This is a genomic window from Marinimicrobium sp., from assembly GCF_002695945.1.
In the GTDB taxonomy this organism is placed as follows: Bacteria; Pseudomonadota; Gammaproteobacteria; order Pseudomonadales; family Cellvibrionaceae; genus Marinimicrobium; species Marinimicrobium koreense.
This window is the reverse complement of sequence record NZ_NZQP01000040.1, coordinates 24970-50812: the sequence shown is the minus strand read 5'-3', so window position 1 is coordinate 50812 and position 25843 is coordinate 24970. Positions and strand designations below refer to the sequence as shown.

Here is a 25843-nt window from a genome sequence, read left to right as displayed (position 1 = left end):
TCAATGAAAGATCAAGGGTTTCTGAATAGCGAAAATATTTTTGTTATCAATAGCTTATCTCAACTTTGGCGGATATTTCCAGAATCCCGTCCGACCCTCGAATTCGGCTCGGGTCATCCACACCGGGTAGCTGGACCAGAATGCCGTCTTCACCCTGGCGGGTGACTGTGGGATCAGTCAGCCCGGTCTCGTCCAGGCGACGCCGGACCATCTCCAGGCTGCGTTCAATAACATCGTCCAGAGCCGCCGCACGCTCGGCACTGGACAGCGCCTCAAAGCCGAGATCTGCCGCATCAACGTTCAACAACAAGTGAGAACCACCGCGCAGGTCCAGGCCCAAGGCGAGTTGATTGGTGGTGTACCAGGAAGGCAAGGCCTCACTGATGGATTTGGGAAGCAGGTTGGGTAGGGCGCTCAGCACGCCCAACAGAATCACCAGGCCATACACGATGGCCCGCGTTTGCAGGGATTTCATGGGGTTTCCTCGATTAATCCGTAAAAGAAGTGAAAACTGGGACGGATTAGAGGAGTGGCGGTGCTCGTGGAGCCTGGTTTAACGGGTGCTTCAGCCTGGGAGGCGTCGGTGACTGATAGTCAGAGGAGGGCGCCGACAGCTCGGCGACTGTGCCATTAAATGCGTTATTGGCGGCGAATGCATGATCGCCTTCGTCGGTTCCTTCTGACGACTGGCGCTCTCCATTGGGAAGGGCATTGAGCACCGTGGACGACGGTGCGCCTACCACCGGATCAAAGGCGCCGGATAAGCCGACCCCCAGCGAGTGGTCCGAGGTTTGAACGCCACCAGCCCCGGCGCCCAACAATCCCACTGACAGCACCAGCAAAGTGAGCCACAAAGCGTTGAAGGCTCCGGACTTGCGGCGATGTCTTGATGGGTTGGGTCGGTACATGGGGATGCGCCAAGTGTGTTTAATCGATAGATTGGGGGCGGCCGGAGGTAAAGTCAATCCGGGCTTGCAAATAAAATGCGGAAGCGAAGGCGTGGTGCAGTTGTCTGGCTTCGTAAACTCCCGGGCTGATATTAACCGGGCCGTCAGTATTGCACGTGAAGTGAAAGGGGTGACATCGGTTGAGAACGACATGAAGCTGAAATAGCCCATCCGGTACCAATCTGGACTGGATACGTCGAGGCACGCTGCTGGTGTGGTTGCGTTGGTACTTCGGCTACCCGATGGTGTGGGGTATTATGATTGCAATCACCACAGGGCTGATATAGTTCTTCAGGCGGCGCGGATGGCTATAGATGAGGCTTCTCATTAGCGATCTCGGTAGATAAGAATAATGTGACTCGAGAGGCCCGTTGTCATGACGAACAATGAAGCAACGGTCTCTGGAACGTTTTGTGACTGAATGGCGCCAATCATTCCGCAGATGGCTAGCGCTGAGCTGGATGTAAATGCTTGAGATGAAGGCATAGAGTGATCCCTCAGAGAAGTAAAGCATCGGATTTGTTGATTGTTTCTACGTCCATCGATAATACCATACTTCGTATAATGTATATTATGTTAAATACCATCTGTGGTCTGACACAGAAAACACTATGCGAATCAACCCCCTACGCCCGCACCCGCGCTGAGGGTATGCCAAAATGTTCTAAAAATATGGCGCGTTTTTCTCCATTCTCCCCGCTCCTGTAACAACACAAGGAGCATTCAGGATGAAGTTTGACGAGAATTTCCGCCCATCGTGGCGTCAGATCGTGAAAGTGTGCGGCGTATCCGAGCGCACGGCCCGCCGCTGGCTGAAATACGGGGCGCCGCCCTACGCGGTGCGGTTGCTGGAATTGGAGGAACGGGGGCGGATCATGCCCGAGAGCTGGCCGGAGTATTTCCGATTCAATCACCGGGACTTTTTCGAGAGTGGCAGCCACCAGCCCGCTTTCACTTGGCAGCAACTGACCTGGCTGCAGTACATCGTCAGTTGCTGGTATGACGCCCTAGAGGCTATCCGACTGGCTCAGGCGAGCATTGACTATCTGTCGGACAAACTCCCCCGAGCCGAGGTGATCGAGCTGGAAGCGCACCGGGATCGACTCAGAGAGATTGAGCGACGGAGGCGCGTGTCGGTGGCCGAAGCGGTCGAACTGGTTACCAATCGGACCGGTTGACCTACTGGCCTGATCATCGGCCACGGCCCGCTCCAATTGCTCAATGCGGTACACGAGCAATGCCTGGGTGCGGGCCATATCGGCGACCGTTTCCGGCAGCGCCCGCATCTGATTACCGAACACAAACAGCACCAGCGTCAGCAGCGCCACCGCCGCCGCGTTCAGTTTTCCACCGTCCACCTTTTTCAGCTTCTCCGCTATCTCGTTCATTGCTTCGTCATTGCCTGTTTCAGTTGCGGGGCGATTTTCTCGGCTGAGCGCCCTACCACGTAGCCACCCAAACCGATCTGCAGCAGCGTCCAGGCCTCGCCGGATAACCGGAACGCGGTCAGCCCGAGGGTATCGAGCACCACCAGCACCAGAAACGTCAGCATGGTAATCGGTCGCCAACTGCGTTGCAGCCAGCTTTGGCCGTTCGCTTCGGCGGTGATGGTTTTGGTCTGCGCGTCAAGGACTTTGCTTTCATAGTCGAGCAACCTCCCGGCCATTTCGTTTTGCAGATCCACGAGCCGGTTTTTCAGCTCGTAGCGCTCCGCGTCACTGGTGTGCAGGTTGTCCACCAGTTCGGTCACCGGCTGCACCAGTTCGCGCAGAAAGCCGAGGACGCTCACGCGAACACCCGGCGCTTGATGTATTCGGTGATCAGCGATGCAACCACCATTGAGCCTACCGTGATAATTACCTTGTTTCCGCTCATGTTACCCCCACCAGTAAAGACCCGGATCGATCCCGGCCTGTTTATCGCGCTTCAAGTCTTCCAGCGATTTCTGCTCAGTGCCCAGCACCTTATCGGCGTAGTCGTCATCGCCCCAGAACGGCACCAGCTTATCGATGAATGCAAACACTTTGTCGCCTCGGGTGTACCCCCGATCGTCCGGTGTGTTCAATCCGCCCTGCACCAGATCGGACTGGTAAATAAAATTCTGATCGCTGGCCGGGTTGATCTTTTTCAACACCTTTTTGCGGTTGATATAGACATAGGTTCCGGCACCAATGGCGAGCAGGGTCAGCAGCATAACGCCGTCCACCTTCGCACTGCAAACGCATAACGAGACTTTATCAACTTACGTTAACGAAACGACTCGCTGGCTTGCACAACAGTTAAAAAGCAACAAGACGGACCTATCGTATCAGGATAGCGGTGCAGAGCGCCAAGTGGATGCTGACAACACTTTAGTGTTCACACCCGATACTTTACAGGTTGAGTCAGCGGCTGTTAATTTTGGGCGCTCCGCAATCGCAGGAACTATAGCCACCCGCGGCGCGGCGCTTGCAAGGCAAGCCATGATTCGTCGCGCCGCAAGTAGAGCTGCCAGCAGAGCCGCAGGGGTCGGAGCTGCGACGCCATGCGTTGCATCCGGACCATTCGTTGCCGCTTGTGGAGGGGCTGTTTTTGCCACTGTTACTGTCGGCACAGAAATAGCATTGATAAAGACAGAGGAGTATTTTGAGAGAGAGGACTATGAACAAGCTCTATTAGGAGAGATCGAACAGTTACGAAAGCGAGCCCTGTACCAGCTGGCCGTTAAGCCAGCAGAGCAAATCACTCAAAAGCGAGAGGAGCTGGCCCGTCGCTTTGAAAGTAAAATAAAGCCTGTGGATTTACTGTAGGGCTTCGCGTTCAGCGCGCCACCTTGACCGCAGCAGCTGCTTCAAGAAAAATGGACGACCATAGCGGAGTTTGACAACGACTCTGTTTTCCACTTGGGGCAATCGTGCCCCGCCTGCCGGCCAATGCCGATGTAGTATAGCTGTGTAATCTAATAAAAATGGGGTGCTCCTATGGCTCGTATTACCCACGTTACCATTGGCCCGCAGTTGGAAGAGTTTGTGGGGAACCTCATCAAATCCGGTCGTTACGGCTCTACCAGCGAGGTCGTCCGGTCGGCGCTGCGGTTGCTGGAGCGTCAGGAGAGCCAAGCTCAGGCACTCAGGCAGGCTATCGAAGCTGGCGAGCAGAGTGGCGAAAGTGACCTGACGTTGCGTGATGTCGCCGCCGAGGTGAAGCGTAAGCATGGCGTATAAGCATTCCAATCGTGCGGTTCAGGATTTTGCAGCCATTTACGAATATACGTTGCTCAATTTCGGCGCTCACCAGGCAGATGCCTATAGGGAGGGTCTGGAAGGTTTTTTCGCTCTGCTCTCAAGCTCGCCATCAATGGGCTACGAATGCCCGGAAATCGCAGAAGGCGTTCGCCGTCAGGACTACCAGCGACACCCGGTAATCTATCGTCGCCGTGAGCGCGATATTTTTATCCTTAGAATCCTGCGCCAGCAGATGGATGTCATAAGCCACATCTTTGATTAACGGCCTCCCTACCCCGTGGCCTCTGTCAGCCACAGCACCTCTTCAAATTGCGGCCGCTGCCGCGCGGGCAGCTGTCGTTGCGCCCCGGCTTGAAGTTTTCGGCCCGGCTCTGCTGAAGCTTACTCGCAATCCGGCAGCGTCGTGTTGCCGAAATTACCCCGGTCGTTGCATCGATTCATGGTCATCACCGCAACCCCGGTAATGACGATGGCCGCTCCGATGGCTGCGCGCTCCTCCCAGTTCGAACTTCGATCGAGCCGGGCGGCGAGCTGTTCTTTCGCCCGCGTCCGTGCCGCCACAATGCGCTCAGCTGTCGCGTCGTCTCGGGTCAGTATCTGTATCCCATGATCGAGAAACAATAGTGAGGCCGTCATGACAGATGTGTCCTCCGATTCCGCCACAAACGTCATCGACGCGGGGAGGTCATCGCATTGCGCCATCCTGACCCCCATCAAGGCACGGATGAAGGCGGGAAGTTTCCGGTTTCGGTCCGCCTCACTCTCCAGTTCGACGTAGGGAAACGGGCGGTCCGATGAATACTCCGGTTTGTAGAAGTCCCCCAGCTCGATATTGACACCCATCAGAGAGTACCGACTGACGTCAAACCGTATTTCCGGCTCTTCAGCGCACATATCGCCGATTACCCGAGGCGTATGGGTGTTGAAGACGATCGGAAATTCCCCGTCTACAAACGGAGTACTGGTCTTGCTCAAGCGCTCACAGCTTCGGTTGAAGTCGACAAATGTGGGTGGTTCTATGACCACACCCCACTTCTTCCGGTCGATCTGGGGGGAGGCTGCCTTCGCCTCTGTTAGCCAGCGGACCATCGTATCCGCGTTTGGTGCGCCTCTCATCTCGGCTATCTTGAAGGAGTTGAACACTTCTCCGTACTCGGCCATGACGAATTCGTTGTGCAGGTAATAGGACCGTACGGCGGGCTCATATAGTTGCTTTGGCTTGGTGCCTACCACACAAAAATCTGACGCAGCTGGTTGCGCCCAAGCCTGATTGATACCGATCGTGACCACGAACGCAACCACATAGAGCAGCACACGAAATAAGGGATTTGTTTTTAAAATCATGATCTTAACCTCTCACTCTATCCGTGAAAACGAGAAATTGCATGCAAAGCAACAATGAGGGGAGCCATCCAAAGCTGGGAGCTTACACGCTCTTGACAGACCGGTAATACATTGATGATGGGCCGGGTGTGCCCGGCTCGTCTGAATAAACGTCAAGGGCAGTCTGCCTCGTATTAAACGCTTACCGTCTTTCTAGTTGAGTCGAGGGACGAATACGCAATGTTCTCATAGCACAGCAGACAGCAGAACCTGAGTTAAGGAAATTTTTAATGTCGATATTGTTTACATGTGTGCGCTATGAAAGAACATTTATTCTGGAACAGTATTGTATTCAATCGGAAAATTTATCTTGGCTTCTAATTTGCATCCGGAAAAATGGATAATAATCAGGGAAACCGTACAAGTCATTCTGACGTCTTTAGGTTAGCCAAGCCAGTCGGTGCTTCGGAACTGCTCAGAAAGGGAGAGTTAGGGACGTGGCGAGTGGGACGAACCTCATTCGATAGGAAAAGCTATGAACAGCATAATGAGAACGCCAGCGGCTTTACTCTTGTGGGGTCTCTTAGTGCTTCCCTCCATTACATTGGCGCAGAGGGCATCGGATAGCGGAAGCAATTGCGCCGACAAAGCGGTCTTTGAAACCGAGCTTTACTCTTGCGACATCGCCCACCTTTACACGACCCAGAACTTTCTGGACACCTGTAAAGCGACACAACAAAAAATGTTCTATTGGGAAATTCCTGAAAATCCAGACTGCAACCTGAGAGACCGGCCTGATGTCGTAATCCTGGAAACCAGCGCGCAGGATTCGTCAGAACTCAAAAGGATTATTGATGAGAAAGACGCCTCTGAACTGGTTTCGGCCACCCGATTGCAAATCACCAATGCCATGAGAGATACCGATCCGATGACCGGTGAAAATAGAGCCGATCCGTTTGAACTATGGGTCGTAAGCCGCCTTGACAGGGATTCTAGCAATGTTAAACCACCGGATGGCTTGCTGCCCCCTGATGAGGTTCCCGATTGGCTGAGGCCCGTCGCACAGAAGTACTATTCCGCCGCCCTACCGAATTATAATGCTGTTCAGAAGGCGAATACTGATCGTGAAAACGAACGCTTTGAAGCTCAGTTTCCGCAGTTTTCTGAAATTACCCGATCACAGGTAGAGGTGGATCGTAACGATCGATCAATATTGCGTGATGCGACAATGCCGGCCATTATGAGAAAGGCTGAAAGAACATCCGAGAGAGAAGTTAATCGTGACAGGAAAATTGCCGAAATCGAAGCGGATCTTGCTGCCAAAGCAGAGCGTGAAAGCCGGGTTTACCGGGCTTTGTGGTTCTGGAGTCAGTTTCGGGAGCCTCGTGTTATGAGGACTATATTCAATGGCAATCGCGTTCCCGAGCCGGGATTTGAAGGATCAATCTATTTTTATTTTGGCTATCCCCTAGAGCGTGGCCGAGGTGACCAGGCGGCCGTCCTGACTGCCTGGGTGCGCACCTACGAAGCTCATTGCGGTGAACTTTTACCCGATAATTCCGATACGTTGAGGACTGAATACTTTGAAACCAGTGGGCCTTATTTTCGACGCATGACCCGATTGACGGGTACAGATGTTATGCGTTTTCAGTCAGGGCTTATGGCGCCGTATGCAGCATCTCAAGACGCCATGCGATCAAGATTTCAAAGACAGATTCAGGGTAACTTATGGGGAATGTTTATGGACGTAGCGAAAAACGGCGCTCAGGCTTCAGGAGTAGCCGTCGCATTTGTGGAACCCTACATCCATGCTCTTGACGATTTTGACCGGTTCTTCCAATTGGTCGGTTGTGATAGCCCCACCGCTCGGCAAATGAGCCAGGGCATTTTTCTGGTAGCAAACGATGCCTCACTGCCCTCAGAGGCATATTCAGCGGAGATTTCAGGAGCGGCCTGGGTGAGCGATACCCCTCAAGGGCCGGGTGAATACCGGCATCACAGCGAGGTTTGCTGGGAGTACGATATTATGGAGTTGCCCAGTCGCTGTGGCTGTCTGGTCGACCTTGCAGCAAGAAAGTTGAACGAACCCACGCCGATGGCCGTTTCTATCCCCTACGCTAAAGTTCATAAAGCCTTCATGTCTGGCAGCGATATCGAACAGAGAGTATGCAGGTCCCCACTCACAACCATTGGCAGGCCTTAGTTGGCTTGTAATGAACCATACCATTCATAAGGCAGTCCCGATGAGTCAGCGCAACCGCACAACCGATATCCCTCCCCAGGCGTTCGAGCTTTACGATCAGTACGCTCACGGCGCGATCAACCGACGCCAGTTTCTGCGCGGTCTGACCGGAGTGGCCGTGGGCGGCTATACCGCCACTACCCTGATGAGCGCCCTACTGCCCAACTATGCGCTGGCGGAGCAGGTTTCGTTCAATGATCCGGATATCCGGCCGAGCTATCAAACTTTCAATTCGCCCAAGGGGCACGGTGAGGGCCGAGGGTATCTGGTGTATCCCAGTGAGCTCACAGGGCCCGCTCCTGTGGTCCTGGTGGTGCACGAGAATCGGGGACTCAATCCCTACATCAAAGATGTGGCACGACGACTGGCCAAGGCAGGGTTTATCGCCTTTGCTCCGGATGCGCTTCATCCGGTGGGTGGGTACCCGGGCAACGATGACGAGGGCCGTGCGCTACAGGCGGGGCTGGATGGTGAGAAGGTGTTTGCCGACCTGGTGGCCGCGGCGGAGCACGCCCGAGCGGTGGAAAACAGCAATGGCAAGCTGGGTGTAGTGGGCTTCTGTTTTGGTGGTAGCGTCGCCAACCGTCTGGCCGCCGAGCATTTCAACCTGATTCAGGCGGCGGTCCCTTACTACGGATCGCCCGCCGATCTGGACACCGTGAAAAACATTCAGGCCCCTCTGCAAATCCATCTGGGAGAGCTGGATCAACGTATTAACAGTCAGTATTCGGAGTATGAAAAAGCGCTGGAAGAACACGGAGTCAACTACGAGATTTTCACCTATGAGGGCGCCAACCATGGGTTTCACAATGACTCCACGCCCCGCTATGACAAAGAGGCGGCGGAGTTGGCCTGGTCGCGCACCATCGACTTCTTTAAGAAACACCTGGAAAAGTGACTTTGGGTCCCACCACCATTGAGGTTTCCGATGCCCGCTCTGAGAAGCGCGAGGGGGCCGGCGACTTAGTCGGTGAGCTGGCTCTCACGCAAAATACGTCTCCATCCATAGAGCGTCTGTGTATTGACCTGCGAAAACGCCATACTCTGAAAGTCGTCCTTCACTTCGTCTTCAATCGTGATGAACTGGTACAGTAAGACGCCCGGCTGCTCGTCGTGCAGGATCAAGTTAATACGCCGACGCGTCCGCAGGCAGTCAATCGTCATCACGTCGGCCGGAATGCCGGCGTCCCGCATTTTGCGGCGCACTCCCACCACCGGATTCATGTGCTCATGGGTGGCCTGGATGCGTGCGTGGGCATCGCTGGCCATATCGGACAGTGCTTTCAGGGGATCTTCAGACATTTGTTTGCAGCTTTTTGTATTGGATAAAACGTAGTCACTCGCCTTTTTACGAGCCTCGAACTTGCCATTACCGCTTTCCCTGGTAGTGCGCTTTATCGTAGCTGCTCGGTTAAATTTTTAAAGCCTTTCAATGCCCTCTCAAAGTCAATATTGTCGTCGTCATTCGCGTAAGACATTGCATCAACGAATTGTCTGTACTCCGCTTTATAGGTGCCATCTCTCATGAGCGTGTCAAGTGCTCTGGCTGCTGACCCATGAAATCCCTCGTTTGTCTGCCGGGATGTCGATTTCTGATCAACTTCGAATGAAGCGCGCGCAGCCTCTTCGAATACAGAAAAATTTGCATTGATTGCTGGAATTAGCGCACACAAATCGTGCAGATGGCGAATAATGGTAGGGTCATCTTTACTGCTCATTCGATCTCTCTTGAGAACACGCCACGTCAGCGCGCTGAGCTTATCGGCAGCAATCTCTATAGGTGACAGACATAAGATATATGCTTCTGGCTCTCCTCCGGTAAATTGCGCCATTAACGACTGGATGGGCTTTGTTTGCGGCTCAAGCTGTGGTTGAGTGAAACTGAATTCGACTTCCAGGTTTGGACGCAATGCTGAGTGTTCCTCATAGGCTTGAGGGTATGTCAGGGGAAACTTGAAGTAGTTTCCGGCACGGGTTACCGCATCCTCTGACAAAGCGAGCGAACTGGCATTGGAAAGCTGATCAATAATGCTCTCTCGGTAAGTCCTTCGAATGAGTTTGCTTTTATTGCCGGAGTTGGCCGCATTGTAACGACATCGAAAATCCAAGTCTTCTGAAAAGCGCTGAATCAACCTATGCCCCTTGGAGAGGCTGGTGCCACCAGAAAAAATGGTTGTAATATCTTCGCTATGGTGCTGACTAATGAGCTTCAGCGCCTGGACGGAATACCAGTCCTTTTCGACAAAGGCAGGATTTATACCGAGCTCTGCGGCTATCTCTCCAACGATAGCCTGATCAAGAGACATACTGATACTTAATGGACTTTCCATCGTAGGCCATTTTTCTTGACACTCGTCCTTTCACTGCAATGACCCGACCCGTCGGCACCTGGGTGGACTCGCCGTTGTTGTAACGCTCCAGGTCGCGGGCGGATAGCACTTGTACCTTAAGCTTGTTGCTCAGCGCTTCTCTGGCCAATTCGGGCAGCGGTTTTTCGGGTATTAACTTCCCGGTTAATGACGAACGCTTTGCCTTGGCATAGAGCCCCTGCCCGAACCTGATCAACTCTTGTTCAGCAACCAGTTGCCGTAGGGCGCGACCGACCTGGTCACGACCAGACAGATCAAAGAAATCCCCGGGGGTAAACACAGTCCCGGAGCTTCTACTGATTCTGTATTTCACCTTGCTTTTCAGTGACTTAAGTGGCACAGCCTGCATCCTGACTATAAACGATATCATCGCCCACAAATATACGACATTTTCAGGCAACAATCAAACCTAAAAAAGTTATATTTATCAATGTGTTAGTTGATTTATACCGTATTCCTCGAACCTTGAAGAAAGGACTTTGGCTGCATCTTCTGCAATGGGAGACTCGCCCGAGTCCCGCAGCCACCCAAACTCCGCAGGCTCCCCCTCAACCACAACACCGCTTGAATTTCCGCCCACTACCACACAGGCAAGCATCATTACGCCCCGGTTTGAAACTTTCATCACGGGTCTCTCCGCTGACATAGAACCAGCGCCCTGACTCACGCACGAATTCGGAGTGTTCTTCCAGGAAGCGCCACTGGCCACCTGCTCGGTAGTACGCTCTGAAGTGGACGCGGCCCCGGTCGCCGTTGGTGTCGCTGCCGAGCACCGATAACCCCACCCAATCCGGGCTATCTCTCAAGTCCAGGTGCTCGGGGCGGGTTGACGGGTGCCAGGTGGCCATCAGGTAATCGGTCTTGTTCTGCACAAAGGCACTGAACCGGGAGCGCATCAGCGCCTCCGGCGTGGGCGCCGGCGCTCCGCTATGGTACTGGCCGCAGCACTCTTTGTAGGTTGCTTGGCTGCCGCAGGGGCAAATTGGGTGGTCACTCATAGATCATTTTCCGGGTCATGCCACCGTCCACGATAAAATCCTGCCCCGTGATGAAGGTTGCCTCTGTGGATAGGCAGGAAAGAGTGTCAGCATCAATTCAAATGGTCAATATCCAGTGTTCCAATACATAAGTCGATTGGCCAAGCACTCTTATCTGCGCTAGAGTGTCATTGTGACTATTACGGTCACCGCAGGGATGGCATCTGATTCTACCCTGTCGTGACAATAACAATTCATCGATAGAAGGACTTGGTATGGCTCGCTTCTCCTCTTACCACCCTATTCTTCCGAGTATTTCGGTTTTTCTGTTCGGCCTGATTGCTCTGATTGGACTCTCCTCGTGCAGTTCTACGCCTCCGGCGCCGGGGTACGTGCCGGTCATCAAAAGCAAGCAGGATCCACGGCAATACCGCTACCTGGAGCTTGATAACGGACTTAAAGTCATGTTGATTCAGGCGCAGGAAAGCGAGTTGTCTGCGGCGGCTTTGGCGATTCCCGCGGGCATGTATCAGGATCCGCCGGAGTTTCAGGGCCTGGCACATTATCTTGAGCACATGCTGTTTCTCGGCACTGAGAAGTATCCCGAGGCCAACGCGCTGCAGACTTACTTGAGCGAAAACAGCGGTGGCTCCAATGCCCACGTAACGACCGATCACACGGCCTATTACTTCCAGATTCCGGACGACTACCTGGACGGGGCGCTCGATCGTTTCAGTGACTATTTCCGTGCGCCACTCTTTGATCGGGAATACAGCGAGAAGGAGCGTCATGCTATCAACAATGAATGGTCTATGGGGAAAAGTCAGGACCCGAGAATACTGCATCGGCTGCGGGGGCTCACCGGCAATCCGGAACACCCGCTGAACCAGTTGGGCGTCGGCAACCTGGAGACCTTGCCTGGAGGCGATAGCGGCCTTTACGAGGCAATGGTTGATTTCTTTGAGCGCTATTACGGCCCATCGGTGATGACCTTGACCCTGATTGGCAAGCAGGATCTCGATGAGCAGGAGGCCCTGGTGCGCAAGCACTTCAGCGACCTGCCCCGGCGCGATGCGGAGCGCCCCAAGGTGGCCGTCCCAGGTATTACTGATACTGAACGTGGACAGCATATTTACTACCGGCCCCAAACGGAATTGCGTCAGCTGCATCTGGAGTTCGGTATCGAAAACAACGTCGACCAGTGGCATAGCAAAGCCAATCACTATGTGGCAAACATCCTGAGCTCCGAAGAACCCGGTACACTCAGTCACTTTCTGAAGGACCAGGGTTGGGCCAACGATGTGGGCGTCGATGTGCAACCCGATTTTTTGGGGGGCGATGGCCTGCTCCGTCTGACCATCAGTACGACCAAGTCGGGCATGGACAATCGTGACCAGGTTATTGGTGCGGCCCTCGCCTACATTGAGCAGGTCCGCCGCGAGGGCGTGACCGAAGCTTACTACAACGAATACAAGCGACAGGCTGACCATCGCTTTGCCTCCCAGCAACCCCCTGCCCCGCTCAGGCATGCGATCCACAGCAGCATCCGTATGCAGACCTTCAGTCCGCAGTACATCAATGCGCTGGACGCGGAATTTGGCCCCTATAATCCCGATGCGATACAGGCGGTGCTGGATCAACTCAACCCAGAAGCCGTGAGAGTCTGGCACATCAGCCAAGGTGAGTCAGTCGATACGGACATTCCGCACATGTCTGGCCAATACGCAGTTCGCGCCATCACTGAGAACCAACTTAAAACCTGGCAGAAGCACGGAGAGACCCTGGTGTTGAATCTGCCACCACTGGTCCAGTGGGCAGACGCCAGTGAGGATGAGGTGGAGCACGATATTCAGGCATTTACCCAACTTGTCGACGAACCGGCCCTGGACGTCTGGTTTCGTCACGCCACACACCATCAAAACGGTCAAGGTTATTTGCACTATGTCTGGAACACGGATCTGGGTGTCACGGATGCCCGACACTTCGTCCTGGGCTGCCTGCTTAATGGCTTGTTGATTCACCAAAACTCCCATGTCGCCAGCCGGGCCGGTCGAGAAGGAATCCACGTGGCCTTCGACCGCTCGGACAGCAATATGCAAAATCTGACTATTCACGGGCCGGTGAAGGGCCACCCGGAATTGGTAGCGGAGCTTATGGAGAACTTCAGCACACTGGAGTTCAACAAAGACCAGTTGGATCAACAGCGGGATAACCTGGCGCGGTGGTTGCGAAGTGAAGCGAAAAACGCCCCCGGTCAGCAGACCATGCGCTGGCTGGGCCGGACCATGCAGGCGTTTGACTGGGATATTGACGCCTTCCTGACCGAAAACGAGTCCATTACGGTTGAGGACGTCCGCGCCTACTACCAGCAAGTGAAAGAGACCAGTACGCTTCGGTTGTATGCTTTCGGCCATTACCTGCCCGAACAGGTTGAAGCCATGGCTCGTCAAAGTGAAGCGGCTCTGGGGCCCGATCGTCGTCCAGGCCCGATTCACGTGACCGAAACCATCAATTTTGGCCAGGACGACGCCTTTGATATACATCGCGACGTGGACCATACCGATGTTGCCTGGCTGCGCGCCTGGATACCCGGCGTGCCGGAAGATGAGCGAACCACTGCATCAGCGTCTTTGAAATTGCTGGGAATCCTGAGCCATCAGCCCTTTTTCATTCAGTTACGAACGGAGGAACAATGGGGCTATTGGGTGCAGACCGGTGATACCTGGGCAAAGAACTACCCCGCCTTTATCGCATTGGTGCAAAGCTCAGAACGGTCCCTTCCCGATATCGAAAACCGCGTAGAGCGCTTTATGCGGGAATTTGATGAAACGCTTCAGGCTGTGAAGCCTGCGGAATTTGAGCAGATGAAAAGCGGATTGCTCCAGCAATTCCGTCAGCCACCCAACGATTTTATCAGCGAAGCCAGTCGCTACCGTCACGACTTCTATCGCAATGACGGCAACTTCAATACTCATCTGGAAATGGCTGACTTGATTGAGTCCACCTCACTGGAAAAGGTCCAAGAGGATTACCGTCGCTGGATTCTGGGCGACGGATCCGGTTGGATCACCTTGCAAGCACAGGGCGCAACCCCCTGAACGCAAAAGGGCGAAGGTGCTACAGCCTTCGCCCTTTTGCTTTTGACTCCCGACATTTCATAGGATTTGCCAACAGATATCAGGCAACGGCGACCTGGTCCCGTCCGCTATTTTTGGCCTGGTACAGAGCTGTATCCGCCCGTTTGAACAGCGCGCTGATGCCTGTGCCGCTGACTTCTGACACACCGATGGAACAGGTCACCACATAACCTTTGCCCAGCTCGGCCTCCCGGGCGGTTCGGCACAGATCGTCGGCAAGCACTTTTGCGGCCTTGGCGGATGAGCCTTTGCAGACCACCACAAACTCTTCCCCTCCCCACCGGGCGGGAATGTCGCTGTGTCGGCAACGCTCACTGATCAGTTGAGCGAAGGCTTTCAGAATCCGGTCGCCTTCGTCGTGGCCATAGCGGTCATTGATCGCCTTGAAGTGGTCCAGGTCAATCATCAGCACGGAGAAAGGTAGCTGCGTTTTCTTGTAGTCTGCCACCGCTTCCTGGAGGTGCGGGCGAAGGCCCGCGCGGTTGTATAGCCCGGTCAGGGTGTCATGGGTTGCCAAGTCTTCAAACCGTTTGCTTTTCAGGTCGAGCAGTCGATTGACCGCCCGGAGCTGTTCCGTTTCAGCGTGTTTCGCTTTGGCTTCACGGCTGTAACGAACCGCACGATAGGAAAAATACAGTAACGCCAACAGCATCCAGGCCCAGATCAGGCCTCGATACAGGGCATTGGCGGAAATCCACTTTCCTCTCAACTCGGCGTGATGGAGGATGAGGCTGACTTTCCGGGGGATCGAGCTGTCACCCGTGGAGAGCACCAGATGACGGACGTTGGTCAGTTGCGGTGTGGTCTGTTCAGCGGGTAGATCGCTGGCGTACACCCACCAGGGGGGAACGTAGAATTCGTCCAGTTTCAGCGTGTAAGAGTGCCTGTCCTCGCGCGGGTTGATCACCTGCTGATTGCTCTTGTACGGAAACCAGACCTGGTCGTCGGGCGCAAAAAAGTGATTGAGGTAAATGCGCAGACTGTCGCGGGTCGACGACTGATGTGACAGATCCAGATGCAAGGTGGTGTACTGCGTGAGATCCACGCTTTGGTCTTCGGGGTTTAGGGCGGTAAACAGATTGCAGAACGGATAGGTAATGGCGGTGCGTATTTCGCACTGCATGTGGTAGGCATCATTCTGCTGGTAGTGAACGATGGAGTTGCCGTTCTCGGAGCGATCATCCTCCACCCAGCCGGGATTACCGTTCTCCGAGGCAATGGGCATGACCAGATTCATCCCCCAGTGCTGCCAGGCCATGAGGCCAACACTGATGAGCGCGAACATCAGAGCCACAATCTCCACGCCGAACCCTGTGCCAGCCCGGCGGAGTAGCCCCTTTGGTGTGTGGGTGCCTTGCGTCATACGTTATTTTAATAATGGGTGTGATTAACGCCGATCGTCGCGGACTCCGGCAATCATGTGGCCAAAATGGCACATTTATCATCATAATGCAAGGTTTGAGCTCCCCGTGCCCCGGTGACGGTCAGCTGATGTGTTTTGTGCGCCGCAACTTCACCTCTGGTTGGCTGAGCCAGTTCAGCAGCGGATTGTTACGGAGGACCCAAGGGTACAGCAGCCACCCCACCAGAATGCCCGCCAGGAAGCCACCCAGGTGCGCCATGTAGGCGACATTGCTCTCGCCCATGATCATCCCGACAATATTGGTCAAGCTCCATACCAGAAAATACCAGTGGGGCGCGACTTTAAACTGCAGGACCAGAATCATTACCGTAAGGCTGGCGCGCCTGAACCACATCATATACAGGCCAAACAGCGCGGCAATGGCACCACTGGCGCCTACCAACAATAGCGGCCCTTGGGAGCTGTCAAAAAAGACCAGTTCGGCCAACGCAGCGAGAACGCCGGCTCCCAGGTAGACGCCCAAGTATCGCCAGTGCCCCAATACATCCTCGATATTGTCGCCCACCACCCAGAGGAAATACATATTGCCCGCCAAGTGTAACCAGCTACCGTGCATAAACTGGTGGGAGAGCAACTGACCGANCTGCCACTGAGTGGGTGCATCGGAGTGTAGCCCGAGNTAGAGNTANAGCGTGTTTTCCCACTGNCCGNTCAGTTGNCCGGCGACAAACAGCANNATGCANATCGCCATCATGGCGTAGGTNACCCAGGGCGTGCGNTGAGGTTTGAGGTTGTANTCCACNGGCATGCCGGTGAGNAACTGAAACACCATGGAGCGCCAGGTCAGNTGTTTCGACAGGGTCGNCAAGGCACTGTTCAGCTGCGGNGANTTCAAGGCCAGCTCGACCTCCGGCTGGTCCAGCCATACGCCGTCACAGTCCGGGCAGCAGTCNACNTCCACTTCGTACTGNTCCANCANGTNNANGCGTTCCATGTTGANATCGCAGCGACGACACANTCGNCCCCCTACCCCNATTCNCTTTCCGAGANTCTGTTCGTGNTCGTAAACGCTGATNTNGTCGTGTTTGTGGGCGANCGCCTGATTCAGNGCCCCNTCTTCAAACCANACACCGAGACAGCCATCGCACTGCATGACCGCCTGACGGCCGACGCGGGATTCCAGTAGGGTCTGGTGAAAACAGTTGGGGCAGCGATGNAGTGTAGAGGGCATNAGTGGACGTCCATTCCGGCTTGTTGAAGGTGTTGTTTCAGGGTCGAGGCACTATCCCGAAGGCCCGGGATGGTATCGTCAAGAATCGGTTGTGCGGCTTCGCGTANCTGCTCCGCACCGTATTGGGCNCCGATCATTCGNTTGCTCAGGCGGTGATAGATCGANGGCACTTCCCGATAGAACCGCTGAGTGCTACTGAGGTAAATACTGGGGGTTTCAAGCGTGGTTTCGGACTCACCCATAACGGTCCAGACGTACTGATCAAGCGTCAACGGATTCTGTTCAAAGAAACTATGAGATTGAATTCCGCCATCAAGACTCTCCGCGTACGCCTGCACCAGACGGGCATTCGCTTCCAGTTCATTGGCAAGTNATTGGCGCAGGTAGTAATTGCGCTCCAGACGGGTCAGTTCATTGAACTGAATGGCGACTTTCATCCCTTCGGATGAGGCGAGGTAAACACCCAGCACGGTGGCCCCGATCATCAGAAACTGGCTGAACCAGAAGCTACCGTGGCGAAGTTCGCCGGGGGTCAGCGGGTTTGAAAGACGCGATGCGAGGCGGCGGAACACGGTCCTTATGGGCACGAAGGTACTCCTACGAAATTCTTTGGCGCCGGGAATTGTGCCAAACTGAGCGGATATTGCCAATCGTTTGAGTTAATGTGTGATGGTGGTCACGAATGGAGGGGGTTGTCGGATTACGCTTCGCTAATCCGACCTACTTGATGCCACTGGAATCTTTCTCGTAGGTCGGATTAGCCGCAGGCGTAATCCGACAAGCTCGCCTTTAGCGTTCCAGCGCCCACCACTCGGGTAACAAACGGCGAATCCGGGGCTGGGCGAAACGGTCGTCGATCAGGTGTATCACTCCCGTGTCATCCTCTCCCCGGATCACCCGGCCGGCGGCCTGCACCACTTTACGCAGGCCGGGATAGAGGTAGGCATAATCGTAACCCTGACCAAATTGTTCNTCNAGGCGCTGCTTGAGNTCGTTATTGATCGGGTTCATNTGGGGTAANCCGAGCGTNGCNACAAAGGCGCCGATCANGCGTTTNCCGGGCAGGTCNATACCTTCGCCAAAGGCGCCACCCAGNACCGCAAAGCCGACGCCGCTGCTGTGCTCNTTGAACGCGGCAAGAAAGTCCGCGCGAGCGGCTTCGTTCATNTTNCGTTCCTGNGCCCAGGTGGGNACNTCGGGNTGATGNTCNCGCAGNTGTTCGTGCACCTGTTGCAGATAGTCGTAGCTGCTGAAAAAAGCCAGGTANTTNCCNGGCTGNTGCTNGTACTGCTCGGCAATCAGGTNNGCGATGGGCGCAATGGACCGGGCNCGATCNTGGTAGCGCGTGGACAGGTTGCGGTGCGTATGGACGGTGANCTGNTCGGCNTTNAANGGNGANNGCATGGTCATGGCCACGACCGTGTCGGGCAGTCCCAACAGGTCGCAGTAATAACCGGCGGGGTTNAGGGTGGCCGAAAACAGGGTGGCACTGTGNGCGCCCTCAAAGCGTGGTTTCAGTTGCGCGGCGGGAATCAGGTTGCGTAGCTGGATCACGGTGCCCTTGCGCTTGCCACCCTTCNCGCTCGGCGGTGGGCGCCANTCGATATCACACAGNAAGTCNCGCTCATCAAACAGCTCNGCGATGCGCAGAAACTGCAGCGCGTCGAAATAAAATNGCATCAGCTCGCTGTCGAGGGCAAAGGGGTGCTCGGCCAGATAATCGGTTATCGCCGCCGCGGTCAATTGCAGNTGNCCGATCANCGGCTCCGGCGGTTNCGTCTGCAACACCAGNTCCTGNTCNTCNGGCAANGNGCGATTGAANTCATTCCAACTGCGATNGAGCGACTCCAGTCGGGACTTCAAGGCCTTGGGGGCCTGTTTTTTGGTGCGCCGAAACCGGTGTTGGTCCAGCGCCGCGGAGTACATGCTTCGGGCGCGCTCGATCANATTGTGGGCTTCGTCCACCAGCAGTGCGGTGCGCCATTGGTGGGTCTGCGTCAGGGCGTAAAGCATGGCGCTCTGATCGAAGTAATAGTTGTAGTCGCCAATGATGACATCGCTCCAGCGAGCCATTTCCTGACTTAAATAATAGGGACACAGATCGTGGGCCAGGGCAATATCCCGCACGCGAGCCTGATCCAGGCAGCGCTCCCGGGCGGCGGCCTGCCGCGCTTCGGGCAGACGATCGTAAAACCCCTTGGCCAGTGGGCAGGAGTCGCCGTGGCAGGCTTTATCCGGGTGCTCGCAGGTTTTCTCCCGCGCGACCAGTTCGAGCGTTCTCAGCTCCGGCAGGTCCAGCGTCTGTAAGGCGTCCAGAGCCAACTGACGGCCCGGGGTTTTCGCCGTGAGGAAAAAGACTTTATCCANNGACTGCGTCGACAACGCTTTGATCAGGGGGAATAGCGTCCCCAGGGTTTTCCCGGTGCCCGTCGGCGCCTCCGCCAGCAGGCAGCGACCGGTGGCGGCGGACTGATAAACCGCTTCGGCGAGGGGCCGCTGGCCGGACCGAAAATCGTGGTAGGGAAACTGAAGTTCTTCGGCGGACAGGTTGCGCCGCTCCCGGTGTGCGAGCTCCTGCTCGGCCCAGAGGATGAACGCGTCGCATTGAGCCTCAAATTCGGCCTTCAGATCCTCCGCCGACCAGTGTTCGGTCAGNTGGTGTTCCTCCTGCCGAACAATATCGAAATACACCAGGGCCAATTCCACCGACTCGAGCCCCTNGGCTGCGCACAACAGAGCGCCGTAGACTTTGGCTTGCGCCCAGTGCAGCGCCCGGTGATTGTCGGGAATCAGATTGAGATTACCGCGAAAGGTTTTGATTTCCTCCAGGCGGCCTTGCTCGGGGTCATAGCCGTCCGCCCTGCCCCGCACCGTCAGGTTTTGGTATTCGCNTTTGAGGGTCNCCTCCGCCCGGTAGTGGTCCGGGCGGCGACGCGTCACCCAGAGGTGACCTTCCATTCCCTCCCGGGCACTGGGTGACGGGGTAAANCGCATGTCCAGGTCGCCGCGTTTAGCGGTGAATTCGCACAGGGCGCGAACGGAAACCGTATAGGTGGTATCAGTCATCCGCCGACTCACTCCAGCGGACGTAACAGACGGACACGGGCATCTGGTGTTGCCTGAAAAACGCCAGCCAACGCTTCTGATTGTCCTGCAGGCGATCCCCGGGGCCTTTGACTTCAAGCAGGTGATAGCGACGCTCATCGGGCCANAANTGGATCAGNTCCGGCAGGCCGGCGCAGTTGGCTTTGAGGTCCTGCAGGAAACGCTGAAAACACAGAGCCAGNTGTTNGGCGGGAATGCACTCCAGGGCCTGGGTCAGCTGCTCTTGGTCGAGGGCGCCCCAGGCGACAAAAGGGGACTGTCGTCCGGCCTTGCGCTCAAAGTTGTCGAGAATGGTCTGTCGGTACGCGCCGGTGGTCAGCTGTGCCATCAAGGCGTCGAAACGGNCCGCGCGGCGCTCGACAAAATCCGGCCAGTAAAGATCCGCCGGCCCCCGCTGAAATGGATGGAAGAACGCCCCCGGTAAGGGCTCGAAGATGGCATCCCACATCAGCAGGCCGAACAGGCCGGTCAGCAGGGTATTTTCGGCGTAGTACACCGGCGTTTCNGGGGTGGTCAGGTATGCCGCCACGGCGCGCTCCACCGATGGGTCCTGGGGCAGGATCAAATGGACCTCGGGCACTTCGGGCGGCGCTGTCCGGCGCTGACGCTCTCCGGTCAGGTTGCGTTTCAGTCGCGGCAGCAGCCGTTCCAGTTGTTGCCGCTCGGCCTCGCTTTCGGGCGCCTTCTGTGCCGCCTGGGCCAACTCGAAGGCGGTTTCATGGTGCCCCAGGCGTTCCAGCACCCGGAGTAGTCGACCGCGGGCACCGGGATAGGACGAGCGCTGGTAGCTGTCCCGGGCCCGTTCCAATTCTCCGGTGCGCTCCCAGTGGCGCGCCATTTTGAACAACAGGCGGTGATAGTGGCGGGCCAGCCAGGGTTGCTCCTCTGGTTCCGGCGGCAACTGTTCGAGAACCGCTTCCGGCGACTCATCCTCGTGCCACTGCTGGCGGCATTCGAGCAGTTGCCAGAAGGTCTCTAACTCGGTGCGCTTATGCACCGGACGGGAGCGCTCATCAAAGGTCACGGGTTCGTACTGGTACAGACCCAGCTCGGTCAGGACAAACTCGGACCAGCCCTGATAGCCGTTGCCGAAAAACAGCCAGCGCAATCGATCGCATTGGGGCATGACCGTCAATTGCACCAGGGCCTGTGGCGCCAAGCCCCAGATCGACGCCGGTCTCGGCTCTAAATCCTCTGGCTCCAGCTCGCCCCTGAGCCTGTCGAGGGCTTCACTCTTGCGGGCCGTTGGCGGTATACCCTGGGCCTCCAACCGGTTTATAAATACGGTTTTCAACGAAGACCAGGTGAACAACCGGAATAAGGTTTCCAGGCTGATCTGCGGGTCCTCAACCAGCCATCCCAACTGCTGCAGTGGGGCGGACGCCTTGGAGAAGGGTTCAAGCTCCGGGTACTCGAGCGTTTCCGGCCGGAACAGGTCCCCTTTGCGCATCACCATGCGCACCAGCAGGCCACGACTGGCCTCGGGCAGCGCCAGGGCCTGGTCGATAAAGGCCAGTTCGGCCGGCGGCAGCAGGTCGCCGTAGCGCTGTCGCACCCAGCCGAGTACCCACTCGAAGTTGCGCAGGTAGTAGAGCGGATCGTCCAGCGGTGCGGGTGTAAAATTCAGTGTCACGGATACCTCAGTGAAACTCTTGCCCCGGATCGGGTCGGAGCGGCTTGGGCACGGAATATGCTGTGTTTACCCGGTGCGTGTCAATTAGGCCCGGGGATGAAAAATTGTCATATCAACGGTTCAGTTCTACTCATATAATGACAGCATGCTCCCCTTGCCTGCTCAACGCGGTGTAAAGCAACCCTATGAAAAACAAGTCAGTATTGAACCAGCTGTTTCAGGATATCGATACGGTGATCCTCAGCCGGCAACACCCGGTCACCGGGCTGCTGCCGGCCAGCACCAGTGTAAACCATCACGGAGACTACACGGACGCCTGGGTGCGGGATAATGTCTACTCCGTTGTCTGTGTCTGGGCCTTGGGTATGGCTCTGCGCCACGCCGGTGACCGGGACCGTAGCGACCAACTCGAACAGGCGACCATCAAGCTGATGCGCGGACTGCTGCAATCCATGATGCGTCAGTCGGACAAGGTCGAAACTTTCAAGTCGTCCCTCGACCCGTTGGATGCATTGCACGCCAAATACGATACCGCCAGTGGCCTGACGGTGGTGGCCGATGACGCCTGGGGTCACTTACAGATTGATGCCACCTCCCTGTACCTGCTGATGCTCGCCCAGATGACCGCCTCGGGCCTACGGATTGTCACCACCTTCAGCGAGGTGGATTTTGTACAGAACCTCGTTTATTACATCTCCAGCGCCTACCGCACCCCGGATTACGGCATCTGGGAGCGCGGCAACAAGATCAATAACGGTAAAACTGAAATCAACGCCAGCTCGGTGGGTATGGCAAAGGCCGCGCTCCAGGCGCTGGACGGTTTCAACCTGTTTGGTCCTACCGGGCCCAAACGGGCCACCATTCATGTGGTGGCCGATGCCATTTCCCTGGCGCGCACCACGCTGGCGTCTCTGTTGCCCAGAGAGTCGGTTTCCAAAGAGGTGGACAGCGCGCTGCTGAGCATCATCGGCTTTCCCGCCTTTGCGGTCAGCCGGGAAAAACTGGTCACCCGGACCCGGGATGAAATTCTGGGTAAACTCGGTGGCCACTACGGCTGCAAGCGGTTTATCTGGGATGGTCACCAGACTGTGCTGGAGGAAACTTCACGCCTGTACTACGAGCACTCGGAACTGGCGAACTTTGAGCATGTTGAGTCCGAGTGGCCNCTGTTTTTCACCTATCTGTACATTCAGGCGCTGTTCGACGGCAATGAATCCACCGCGCAACACTATCGGGACAGGCTGGAATCCCTGATGGTAAACGTGGATGGCATCGGNCTGTTACCCGAGCTGTANTATCTGCCGGACGATCGGGTCGCGGCGGAAAAGAAACAGCCCGGTTCCCAAGAGCGGGTGGCCAACGACAATGTACCGCTGGTCTGGGCCCAGAGCCTGTATTGGACCGGCCTGATCATGCACGAAGGGCTGCTGGAGCCGGATCATCTGGACCCACTGTCACTGCGTCGGCGAGCCACCAAGTTCATCAAGTCGAACATCGCNNTGGTGGTGNTGACCGATAANGANGTGACCAAAGNNATTCTNTCTGAGCACGGNGTGATCGCCGAAACGCTCCAGGANATTCAGCCNCTGANNGCCCTGCCCGCNCCCGAGCTGGTCAANGCCTATGGNCAGGTNGGNGCCAACCCGGCNCTGAAGNTGACNGGGCGNCCNGCCCGNCGCCTGCAGAGCCTGGCCAGTTCCCANACNTATCAGATCAACGGCAAGGTCTANNTGACNCTCTCCTGGNTGCAAAGCGAAGAGGAAGATTACCGCCTGTACGATGCTCAGTGGTTCAGCGAAAGCCTCGCCCAGGAAATCGAGCATATTCGCAAGCACTGGATCAATCAGGAAGTCGCCGTTTTNACCTTATTGATGACCCACGAACTGTGTCAGATGCCTCAGATCGAGTCNNTGTTNGANGCNATTCGCTCCCTNCAGNTGCGNACCGAGCANGANCANGTCGGCTANGCNTCGGCCAATCTGGCCTANCGCGCNTCNCGNGTGAATGCNNTGAGTATTCGNGATGTNNAGNTGGANCCNCTGGCNCCTCGNGATTGCTCGCNCTGNCTGNATCANTGGGACGANCTNGCGCCGGAAGCNCAGNCCATNTGGGANTCTCTGACCNAGNNNCCGGAAATNGAGCTNCANAANCAGCTCGCCGGTTTTCTNCACAAGCGNGANNTGGACNCCCNGGTNGGCCAGCATGANGGCNAGCCGGTGACNNTGCAGCANTGGNTGGAAATGCTCTACCGGCGNNCNCGNGAGCTGAATCAATGGCTGATGGCCCGCTACTGTTTCGCGGCACTGAATCGNTTNCANAGNGATCTCGCCGGNAGNCTGTCNGTGCTCGCCATGCGNCACCTNTTGGTGGTNNTGGGNGACAAAAANCNCGANTTCATCGTNAGNGCCCANCTGAGCAATGACGAGCTGATGGNNGGNGTATNNCGNACNTANAANGACCCNGTAGAGCGGACCCTGGCCCAGGAAATGCTCGCCCAGATNGGCACCCTGGTGCGCACGCGTCCGGAGCTGTTNGACGGGCTGCGCTCCATTCATCTGCACAANTTCATGCAACTGTGCCTGCGCCAGGGNCGAATCAGCGATGACTACTGTTCTCTGGATGAGTTGGGCGTGCTGCCGCCGTCGACCGTGACGCNGCGGCTGATNGACATACTGACCTACCAGCGGCGGATTTTCACCGAGGAAGTCCAGTTNAGCAAACCCGANCCCGGTGCCCTGCCGCGCAGCGCCGCCGANCAGTTCCATGCGCTGGANGCGGACTGGTTTGANTGGCGTCTGGCGCGCGGGCTGGTGACACGGCTGGACAATGATTTTCTCAAGGCCATCTGGCAGAGTCTGGCGCACGCCGTCACCCTGGANTTCGGCGACCGGGACAGTGAGGAGTCAACGCTGGAGTGCGAGCTGGTGCGCAGTTCCATGACCTCGGGCGAGGAAAGTTTTGCCCAGTTGATTGACCGNCTGACCCAGCAGTTGCATCCGGCCTACTACAAAACNGCGGTGGTGGAAGCNCTGTCGGCCTTCACTCATTACTGCGAGGCGAATCCCGAGGCCTATTTTGAGCAGCCGGTCGNGTTCAGTCAGGTGCTGGAAGCGGCGGCACGGCAGTACGTTGCAGAGAAGGATCACGCCAAACCGGGCACCCGGGATATTGATAATCTACTGGAGCAGTCGCCAGAGGTCTTGCAGAGCTATGTGAATCAGGTTCTGGCGGAACTGGACAGCGCCACCCAGCCTGCCTGACAGGCCGGGGTGGCACCCAAGTCACCCCTTAGCGGAATACATCATCCTCATCTTCGGCGTAGTAGCGCCCCGGGGTGATATCGGAATAGGTCAGGTGCTGGGCCTTGAGTCGATCGACGTCGCGCGCGATTTGCTCGATCATTTCCCGGGTTTCTCCCCGGGTGACCGCTTCGCGCATGGCATTGCCCCAGATGGACAACTGCCGGGTACGCACCTTGCGGGTCTCGGCATCCTTCGACCATTCACTGGCGATGAAACGCCCGGCCTCGTACAGCTCCGCTTCGAGCTCGGCGCGCTCGTCCGGATCCTCCACTTCGGCCAGAATGTCCGGCACCAGGTCGCTCCAGCCCTGCGGATAGAGCTTCCAGCCTTCATAGAAGCGGGTAATCCAGACCAGATACTCCTCCCGGGACTGGACCGCCTGATTGCGCTCATCCGCCGCGTACAGTGCCTCAAAATCCGAGCGGGGCGGTATGTCTTCGGGCCAGGCGTTGCGGCTCACATCCGGCTGGAACAGCGCGCAGCCAGACAGCACGCCGAGTACCAGGGCGATGACCAGCCCCTTGGCGCTATGAGCGATCATGGCGGTCGCTCTCGGAGGAGGATTTATCAACGGAATAGTCACCCTCGATCACATTGCCCCGGTTGCCGGAGCCGGGACCATGGCCACCAGCTCGCCGGGCGGCCTGCTCAGCCTGGGCGCGCATCTGTTCGGTGCGCTTGCGAAAGCGCCGGCGCAGCAGCGGCATGGCCAGCCAGCCCACCAGCAAAAATACCAGCGCTATGACCAGGCCAATAAGCATCAGAAGGCCAAACACCACCCAGGCCAGAAATAGCTTGGGGCCTCGCCACCGAGAGCTGGACTGGGCCTTTTCTCGCCATTGTTGGGCGGCGCGCCAGGCGGCGTTCCGGCGGTCGTACTGATCGTTCATACTGCGTATTCCGTAATTCTGGTACCAGGGTGCGGAGGACTGGCCCTCGACGGCGCCACAGCGCCCGCACCGGGAAGCATACCCTAGCATAAAGCCGAGC

The 25843-nt window shown here is 56.4% G+C and carries 22 protein-coding genes and 1 pseudogene; 7 read left to right on the top strand and 16 right to left on the bottom strand.

Annotation, left to right across the window (positions count from 1 at the left end):
• Positions 1–46: 46 nt before the first annotated feature.
• From CMG77_RS09575 to CMG77_RS09555, 5 genes are all read right to left on the bottom strand, one after another.
• Positions 47–475 (bottom strand): preprotein translocase subunit SecD, encoded by a 429-nt coding sequence (locus CMG77_RS09575; RefSeq protein ID WP_286904272.1) that lies wholly within the window; start codon positions 473–475, stop codon positions 47–49.
• 46 nt (positions 476–521) lie between these two features.
• Positions 522–1118 (bottom strand): hypothetical protein, encoded by a 597-nt coding sequence (locus tag CMG77_RS16200; protein ID WP_502691825.1) that lies wholly within the window; start codon positions 1116–1118, stop codon positions 522–524.
• 836 nt (positions 1119–1954) lie between these two features.
• Entirely contained in the window at positions 1955–2335 is a 381-nt protein-coding gene (locus CMG77_RS09565) for a hypothetical protein (protein WP_286804527.1), read from the bottom strand.
• Positions 2332–2736, bottom strand: coding sequence for a 3TM-type holin (locus CMG77_RS09560; RefSeq protein ID WP_286804526.1), 405 nt, complete (start codon positions 2734–2736; stop codon positions 2332–2334). Before CMG77_RS09560 ends, CMG77_RS09565 begins: the two co-directional genes overlap by 4 nt.
• A gap of 87 nt (positions 2737–2823) precedes the next feature.
• On the bottom strand, positions 2824–3141 hold the full coding sequence (locus CMG77_RS09555; protein WP_286804525.1) for a hypothetical protein: 318 nt from the start codon (positions 3139–3141) through the stop codon (positions 2824–2826).
• Here CMG77_RS09555 and CMG77_RS09550 point away from each other — a divergent pair.
• The 3 genes from CMG77_RS09550 to CMG77_RS09540 all read left to right on the top strand — a co-directional run bounded on the left by CMG77_RS09550 (position 3119) and on the right by CMG77_RS09540 (position 4433).
• Positions 3119–3736 (top strand): hypothetical protein, encoded by a 618-nt coding sequence (locus CMG77_RS09550; protein WP_286804524.1) that lies wholly within the window; start codon positions 3119–3121, stop codon positions 3734–3736. The genes CMG77_RS09555 and CMG77_RS09550 overlap by 23 nt on opposite strands.
• 171 nt (positions 3737–3907) lie before the next feature.
• Positions 3908–4150 (top strand): type II toxin-antitoxin system ParD family antitoxin, encoded by a 243-nt coding sequence (locus CMG77_RS09545; RefSeq protein ID WP_286804523.1) that lies wholly within the window; start codon positions 3908–3910, stop codon positions 4148–4150.
• Positions 4140–4433, top strand: coding sequence for a type II toxin-antitoxin system RelE/ParE family toxin (locus CMG77_RS09540; protein WP_286804522.1), 294 nt, complete (start codon positions 4140–4142; stop codon positions 4431–4433). The genes CMG77_RS09545 and CMG77_RS09540 overlap by 11 nt, the downstream gene beginning before the upstream one ends.
• A gap of 119 nt (positions 4434–4552) precedes the next feature.
• Here CMG77_RS09540 and CMG77_RS09535 read toward each other — a convergent pair whose 3' ends face one another.
• Positions 4553–5515 (bottom strand): hypothetical protein, encoded by a 963-nt coding sequence (locus CMG77_RS09535; protein ID WP_286804521.1) that lies wholly within the window; start codon positions 5513–5515, stop codon positions 4553–4555.
• A gap of 514 nt (positions 5516–6029) precedes the next feature.
• Here CMG77_RS09535 and CMG77_RS09530 point away from each other — a divergent pair.
• Entirely contained in the window at positions 6030–7697 is a 1668-nt protein-coding gene (locus tag CMG77_RS09530) for a hypothetical protein (RefSeq protein ID WP_286804520.1), read from the top strand.
• A 40-nt stretch (positions 7698–7737) separates the two neighbouring features.
• Positions 7738–8634, top strand: coding sequence for a dienelactone hydrolase family protein (locus CMG77_RS09525; protein ID WP_286804519.1), 897 nt, complete (start codon positions 7738–7740; stop codon positions 8632–8634).
• A 65-nt stretch (positions 8635–8699) separates the two neighbouring features.
• Here CMG77_RS09525 and CMG77_RS09520 read toward each other — a convergent pair whose 3' ends face one another.
• From CMG77_RS09520 to CMG77_RS09505, 4 genes are all read right to left on the bottom strand, one after another.
• Positions 8700–9038 (bottom strand): hypothetical protein, encoded by a 339-nt coding sequence (locus CMG77_RS09520; protein ID WP_286804518.1) that lies wholly within the window; start codon positions 9036–9038, stop codon positions 8700–8702.
• Positions 9039–9130: 92 nt separating this feature from the next.
• Positions 9131–10042 carry a nucleotidyl transferase AbiEii/AbiGii toxin family protein gene (locus tag CMG77_RS09515; protein ID WP_286804517.1) on the bottom strand — a complete coding sequence of 304 codons (912 nt, stop codon included), beginning with the start codon at positions 10040–10042 and terminating at the stop codon, positions 9131–9133.
• Positions 10032–10445: a DUF6088 family protein gene (locus tag CMG77_RS09510; protein WP_170162844.1), complete on the bottom strand. Its 414-nt coding sequence runs from the start codon at positions 10443–10445 to the stop codon at positions 10032–10034. Before CMG77_RS09510 ends, CMG77_RS09515 begins: the two co-directional genes overlap by 11 nt.
• 208 nt (positions 10446–10653) lie before the next feature.
• Positions 10654–11103 (bottom strand): YchJ family protein, encoded by a 450-nt coding sequence (locus CMG77_RS09505; RefSeq protein WP_286804516.1) that lies wholly within the window; start codon positions 11101–11103, stop codon positions 10654–10656.
• Between the two features lie 254 nt (positions 11104–11357).
• On the opposite strand from CMG77_RS09505, the gene CMG77_RS09500 reads away from it, so the two are divergent.
• Positions 11358–14180, top strand: coding sequence for an insulinase family protein (locus CMG77_RS09500; RefSeq protein WP_286804515.1), 2823 nt, complete (start codon positions 11358–11360; stop codon positions 14178–14180).
• 79 nt (positions 14181–14259) lie between these two features.
• Here the strand turns inward: CMG77_RS09500 and CMG77_RS09495 are convergent, their stop codons facing one another.
• The 4 genes and pseudogenes from CMG77_RS09495 to CMG77_RS09480 all read right to left on the bottom strand — a co-directional run bounded on the left by CMG77_RS09495 (position 14260) and on the right by CMG77_RS09480 (position 21551).
• A complete protein-coding gene (locus CMG77_RS09495) occupies positions 14260–15504 on the bottom strand; it encodes a GGDEF domain-containing protein (RefSeq protein WP_286804531.1) in 1245 nt (414 codons plus the stop codon).
• Between the two features lie 199 nt (positions 15505–15703).
• A pseudogene (locus tag CMG77_RS15880) lies at positions 15704–16813 on the bottom strand (rhomboid family intramembrane serine protease).
• Between the two features lie 789 nt (positions 16814–17602).
• The gene (locus tag CMG77_RS09485) at positions 17603–19771 is read right to left on the bottom strand and encodes an ATP-dependent DNA helicase (protein ID WP_502691826.1); all 2169 of its coding nucleotides are present in this window, start codon (positions 19769–19771) and stop codon (positions 17603–17605) included.
• A gap of 100 nt (positions 19772–19871) precedes the next feature.
• Positions 19872–21551: a VRR-NUC domain-containing protein gene (locus tag CMG77_RS09480; protein ID WP_286904267.1), complete on the bottom strand. Its 1680-nt coding sequence runs from the start codon at positions 21549–21551 to the stop codon at positions 19872–19874.
• A 185-nt stretch (positions 21552–21736) separates the two neighbouring features.
• Between CMG77_RS09480 and CMG77_RS09475 the strand changes: the two genes are divergently transcribed.
• Positions 21737–24811 carry a phosphorylase b kinase regulatory subunit alpha/beta gene (locus CMG77_RS09475; RefSeq protein ID WP_286904266.1) on the top strand — a complete coding sequence of 1025 codons (3075 nt, stop codon included), beginning with the start codon at positions 21737–21739 and terminating at the stop codon, positions 24809–24811.
• 28 nt (positions 24812–24839) lie between these two features.
• Here CMG77_RS09475 and CMG77_RS09470 read toward each other — a convergent pair whose 3' ends face one another.
• The gene (locus CMG77_RS09470; protein WP_286875654.1) at positions 24840–25394 is read right to left on the bottom strand and encodes a hypothetical protein; all 555 of its coding nucleotides are present in this window, start codon (positions 25392–25394) and stop codon (positions 24840–24842) included.
• Complete coding sequence (locus CMG77_RS09465) at positions 25381–25743, bottom strand: FxsA family protein (protein ID WP_123637362.1); 363 nt, start codon at positions 25741–25743, stop codon at positions 25381–25383. Before CMG77_RS09465 ends, CMG77_RS09470 begins: the two co-directional genes overlap by 14 nt.
• Positions 25744–25843 lie beyond the last annotated feature (100 nt).

Bases quoted from the DNA above. Each gene is read 5' to 3' on its own strand.
- CMG77_RS09575 (WP_286904272.1), bottom strand. From the start codon at position 475: ATGAAATCCCTGCAAACGCGGGCCATCGTGTATGGCCTGGTGATTCTG.
- CMG77_RS16200 (WP_502691825.1), bottom strand. From the start codon at position 1,118: ATGGGCTATTTCAGCTTCATGTCGTTCTCAACCGATGTCACCCCTTTC.
- CMG77_RS09565 (WP_286804527.1), bottom strand. From the start codon at position 2,335: ATGAACGAGATAGCGGAGAAGCTGAAAAAGGTGGACGGTGGAAAACTG.
- CMG77_RS09550 (WP_286804524.1), top strand. From the start codon at position 3,119: ATGGCGAGCAGGGTCAGCAGCATAACGCCGTCCACCTTCGCACTGCAA.
- CMG77_RS09555 (WP_286804525.1), bottom strand. From the start codon at position 3,141: ATGCTGCTGACCCTGCTCGCCATTGGTGCCGGAACCTATGTCTATATC.
- CMG77_RS09545 (WP_286804523.1), top strand. From the start codon at position 3,908: ATGGCTCGTATTACCCACGTTACCATTGGCCCGCAGTTGGAAGAGTTT.
- CMG77_RS09540 (WP_286804522.1), top strand. From the start codon at position 4,140: ATGGCGTATAAGCATTCCAATCGTGCGGTTCAGGATTTTGCAGCCATT.
- CMG77_RS09535 (WP_286804521.1), bottom strand. From the start codon at position 5,515: ATGATTTTAAAAACAAATCCCTTATTTCGTGTGCTGCTCTATGTGGTT.
- CMG77_RS09530 (WP_286804520.1), top strand. From the start codon at position 6,030: ATGAACAGCATAATGAGAACGCCAGCGGCTTTACTCTTGTGGGGTCTC.
- CMG77_RS09525 (WP_286804519.1), top strand. From the start codon at position 7,738: ATGAGTCAGCGCAACCGCACAACCGATATCCCTCCCCAGGCGTTCGAG.
- CMG77_RS09520 (WP_286804518.1), bottom strand. From the start codon at position 9,038: ATGTCTGAAGATCCCCTGAAAGCACTGTCCGATATGGCCAGCGATGCC.
- CMG77_RS09515 (WP_286804517.1), bottom strand. From the start codon at position 10,042: ATGTCTCTTGATCAGGCTATCGTTGGAGAGATAGCCGCAGAGCTCGGT.
- CMG77_RS09505 (WP_286804516.1), bottom strand. From the start codon at position 11,103: ATGAGTGACCACCCAATTTGCCCCTGCGGCAGCCAAGCAACCTACAAA.
- CMG77_RS09500 (WP_286804515.1), top strand. From the start codon at position 11,358: ATGGCTCGCTTCTCCTCTTACCACCCTATTCTTCCGAGTATTTCGGTT.
- CMG77_RS09495 (WP_286804531.1), bottom strand. From the start codon at position 15,504: ATGTTCGCGCTCATCAGTGTTGGCCTCATGGCCTGGCAGCACTGGGGG.
- CMG77_RS09470 (WP_286875654.1), bottom strand. From the start codon at position 25,394: ATGATCGCTCATAGCGCCAAGGGGCTGGTCATCGCCCTGGTACTCGGC.
- CMG77_RS09465 (WP_123637362.1), bottom strand. From the start codon at position 25,743: ATGAACGATCAGTACGACCGCCGGAACGCCGCCTGGCGCGCCGCCCAA.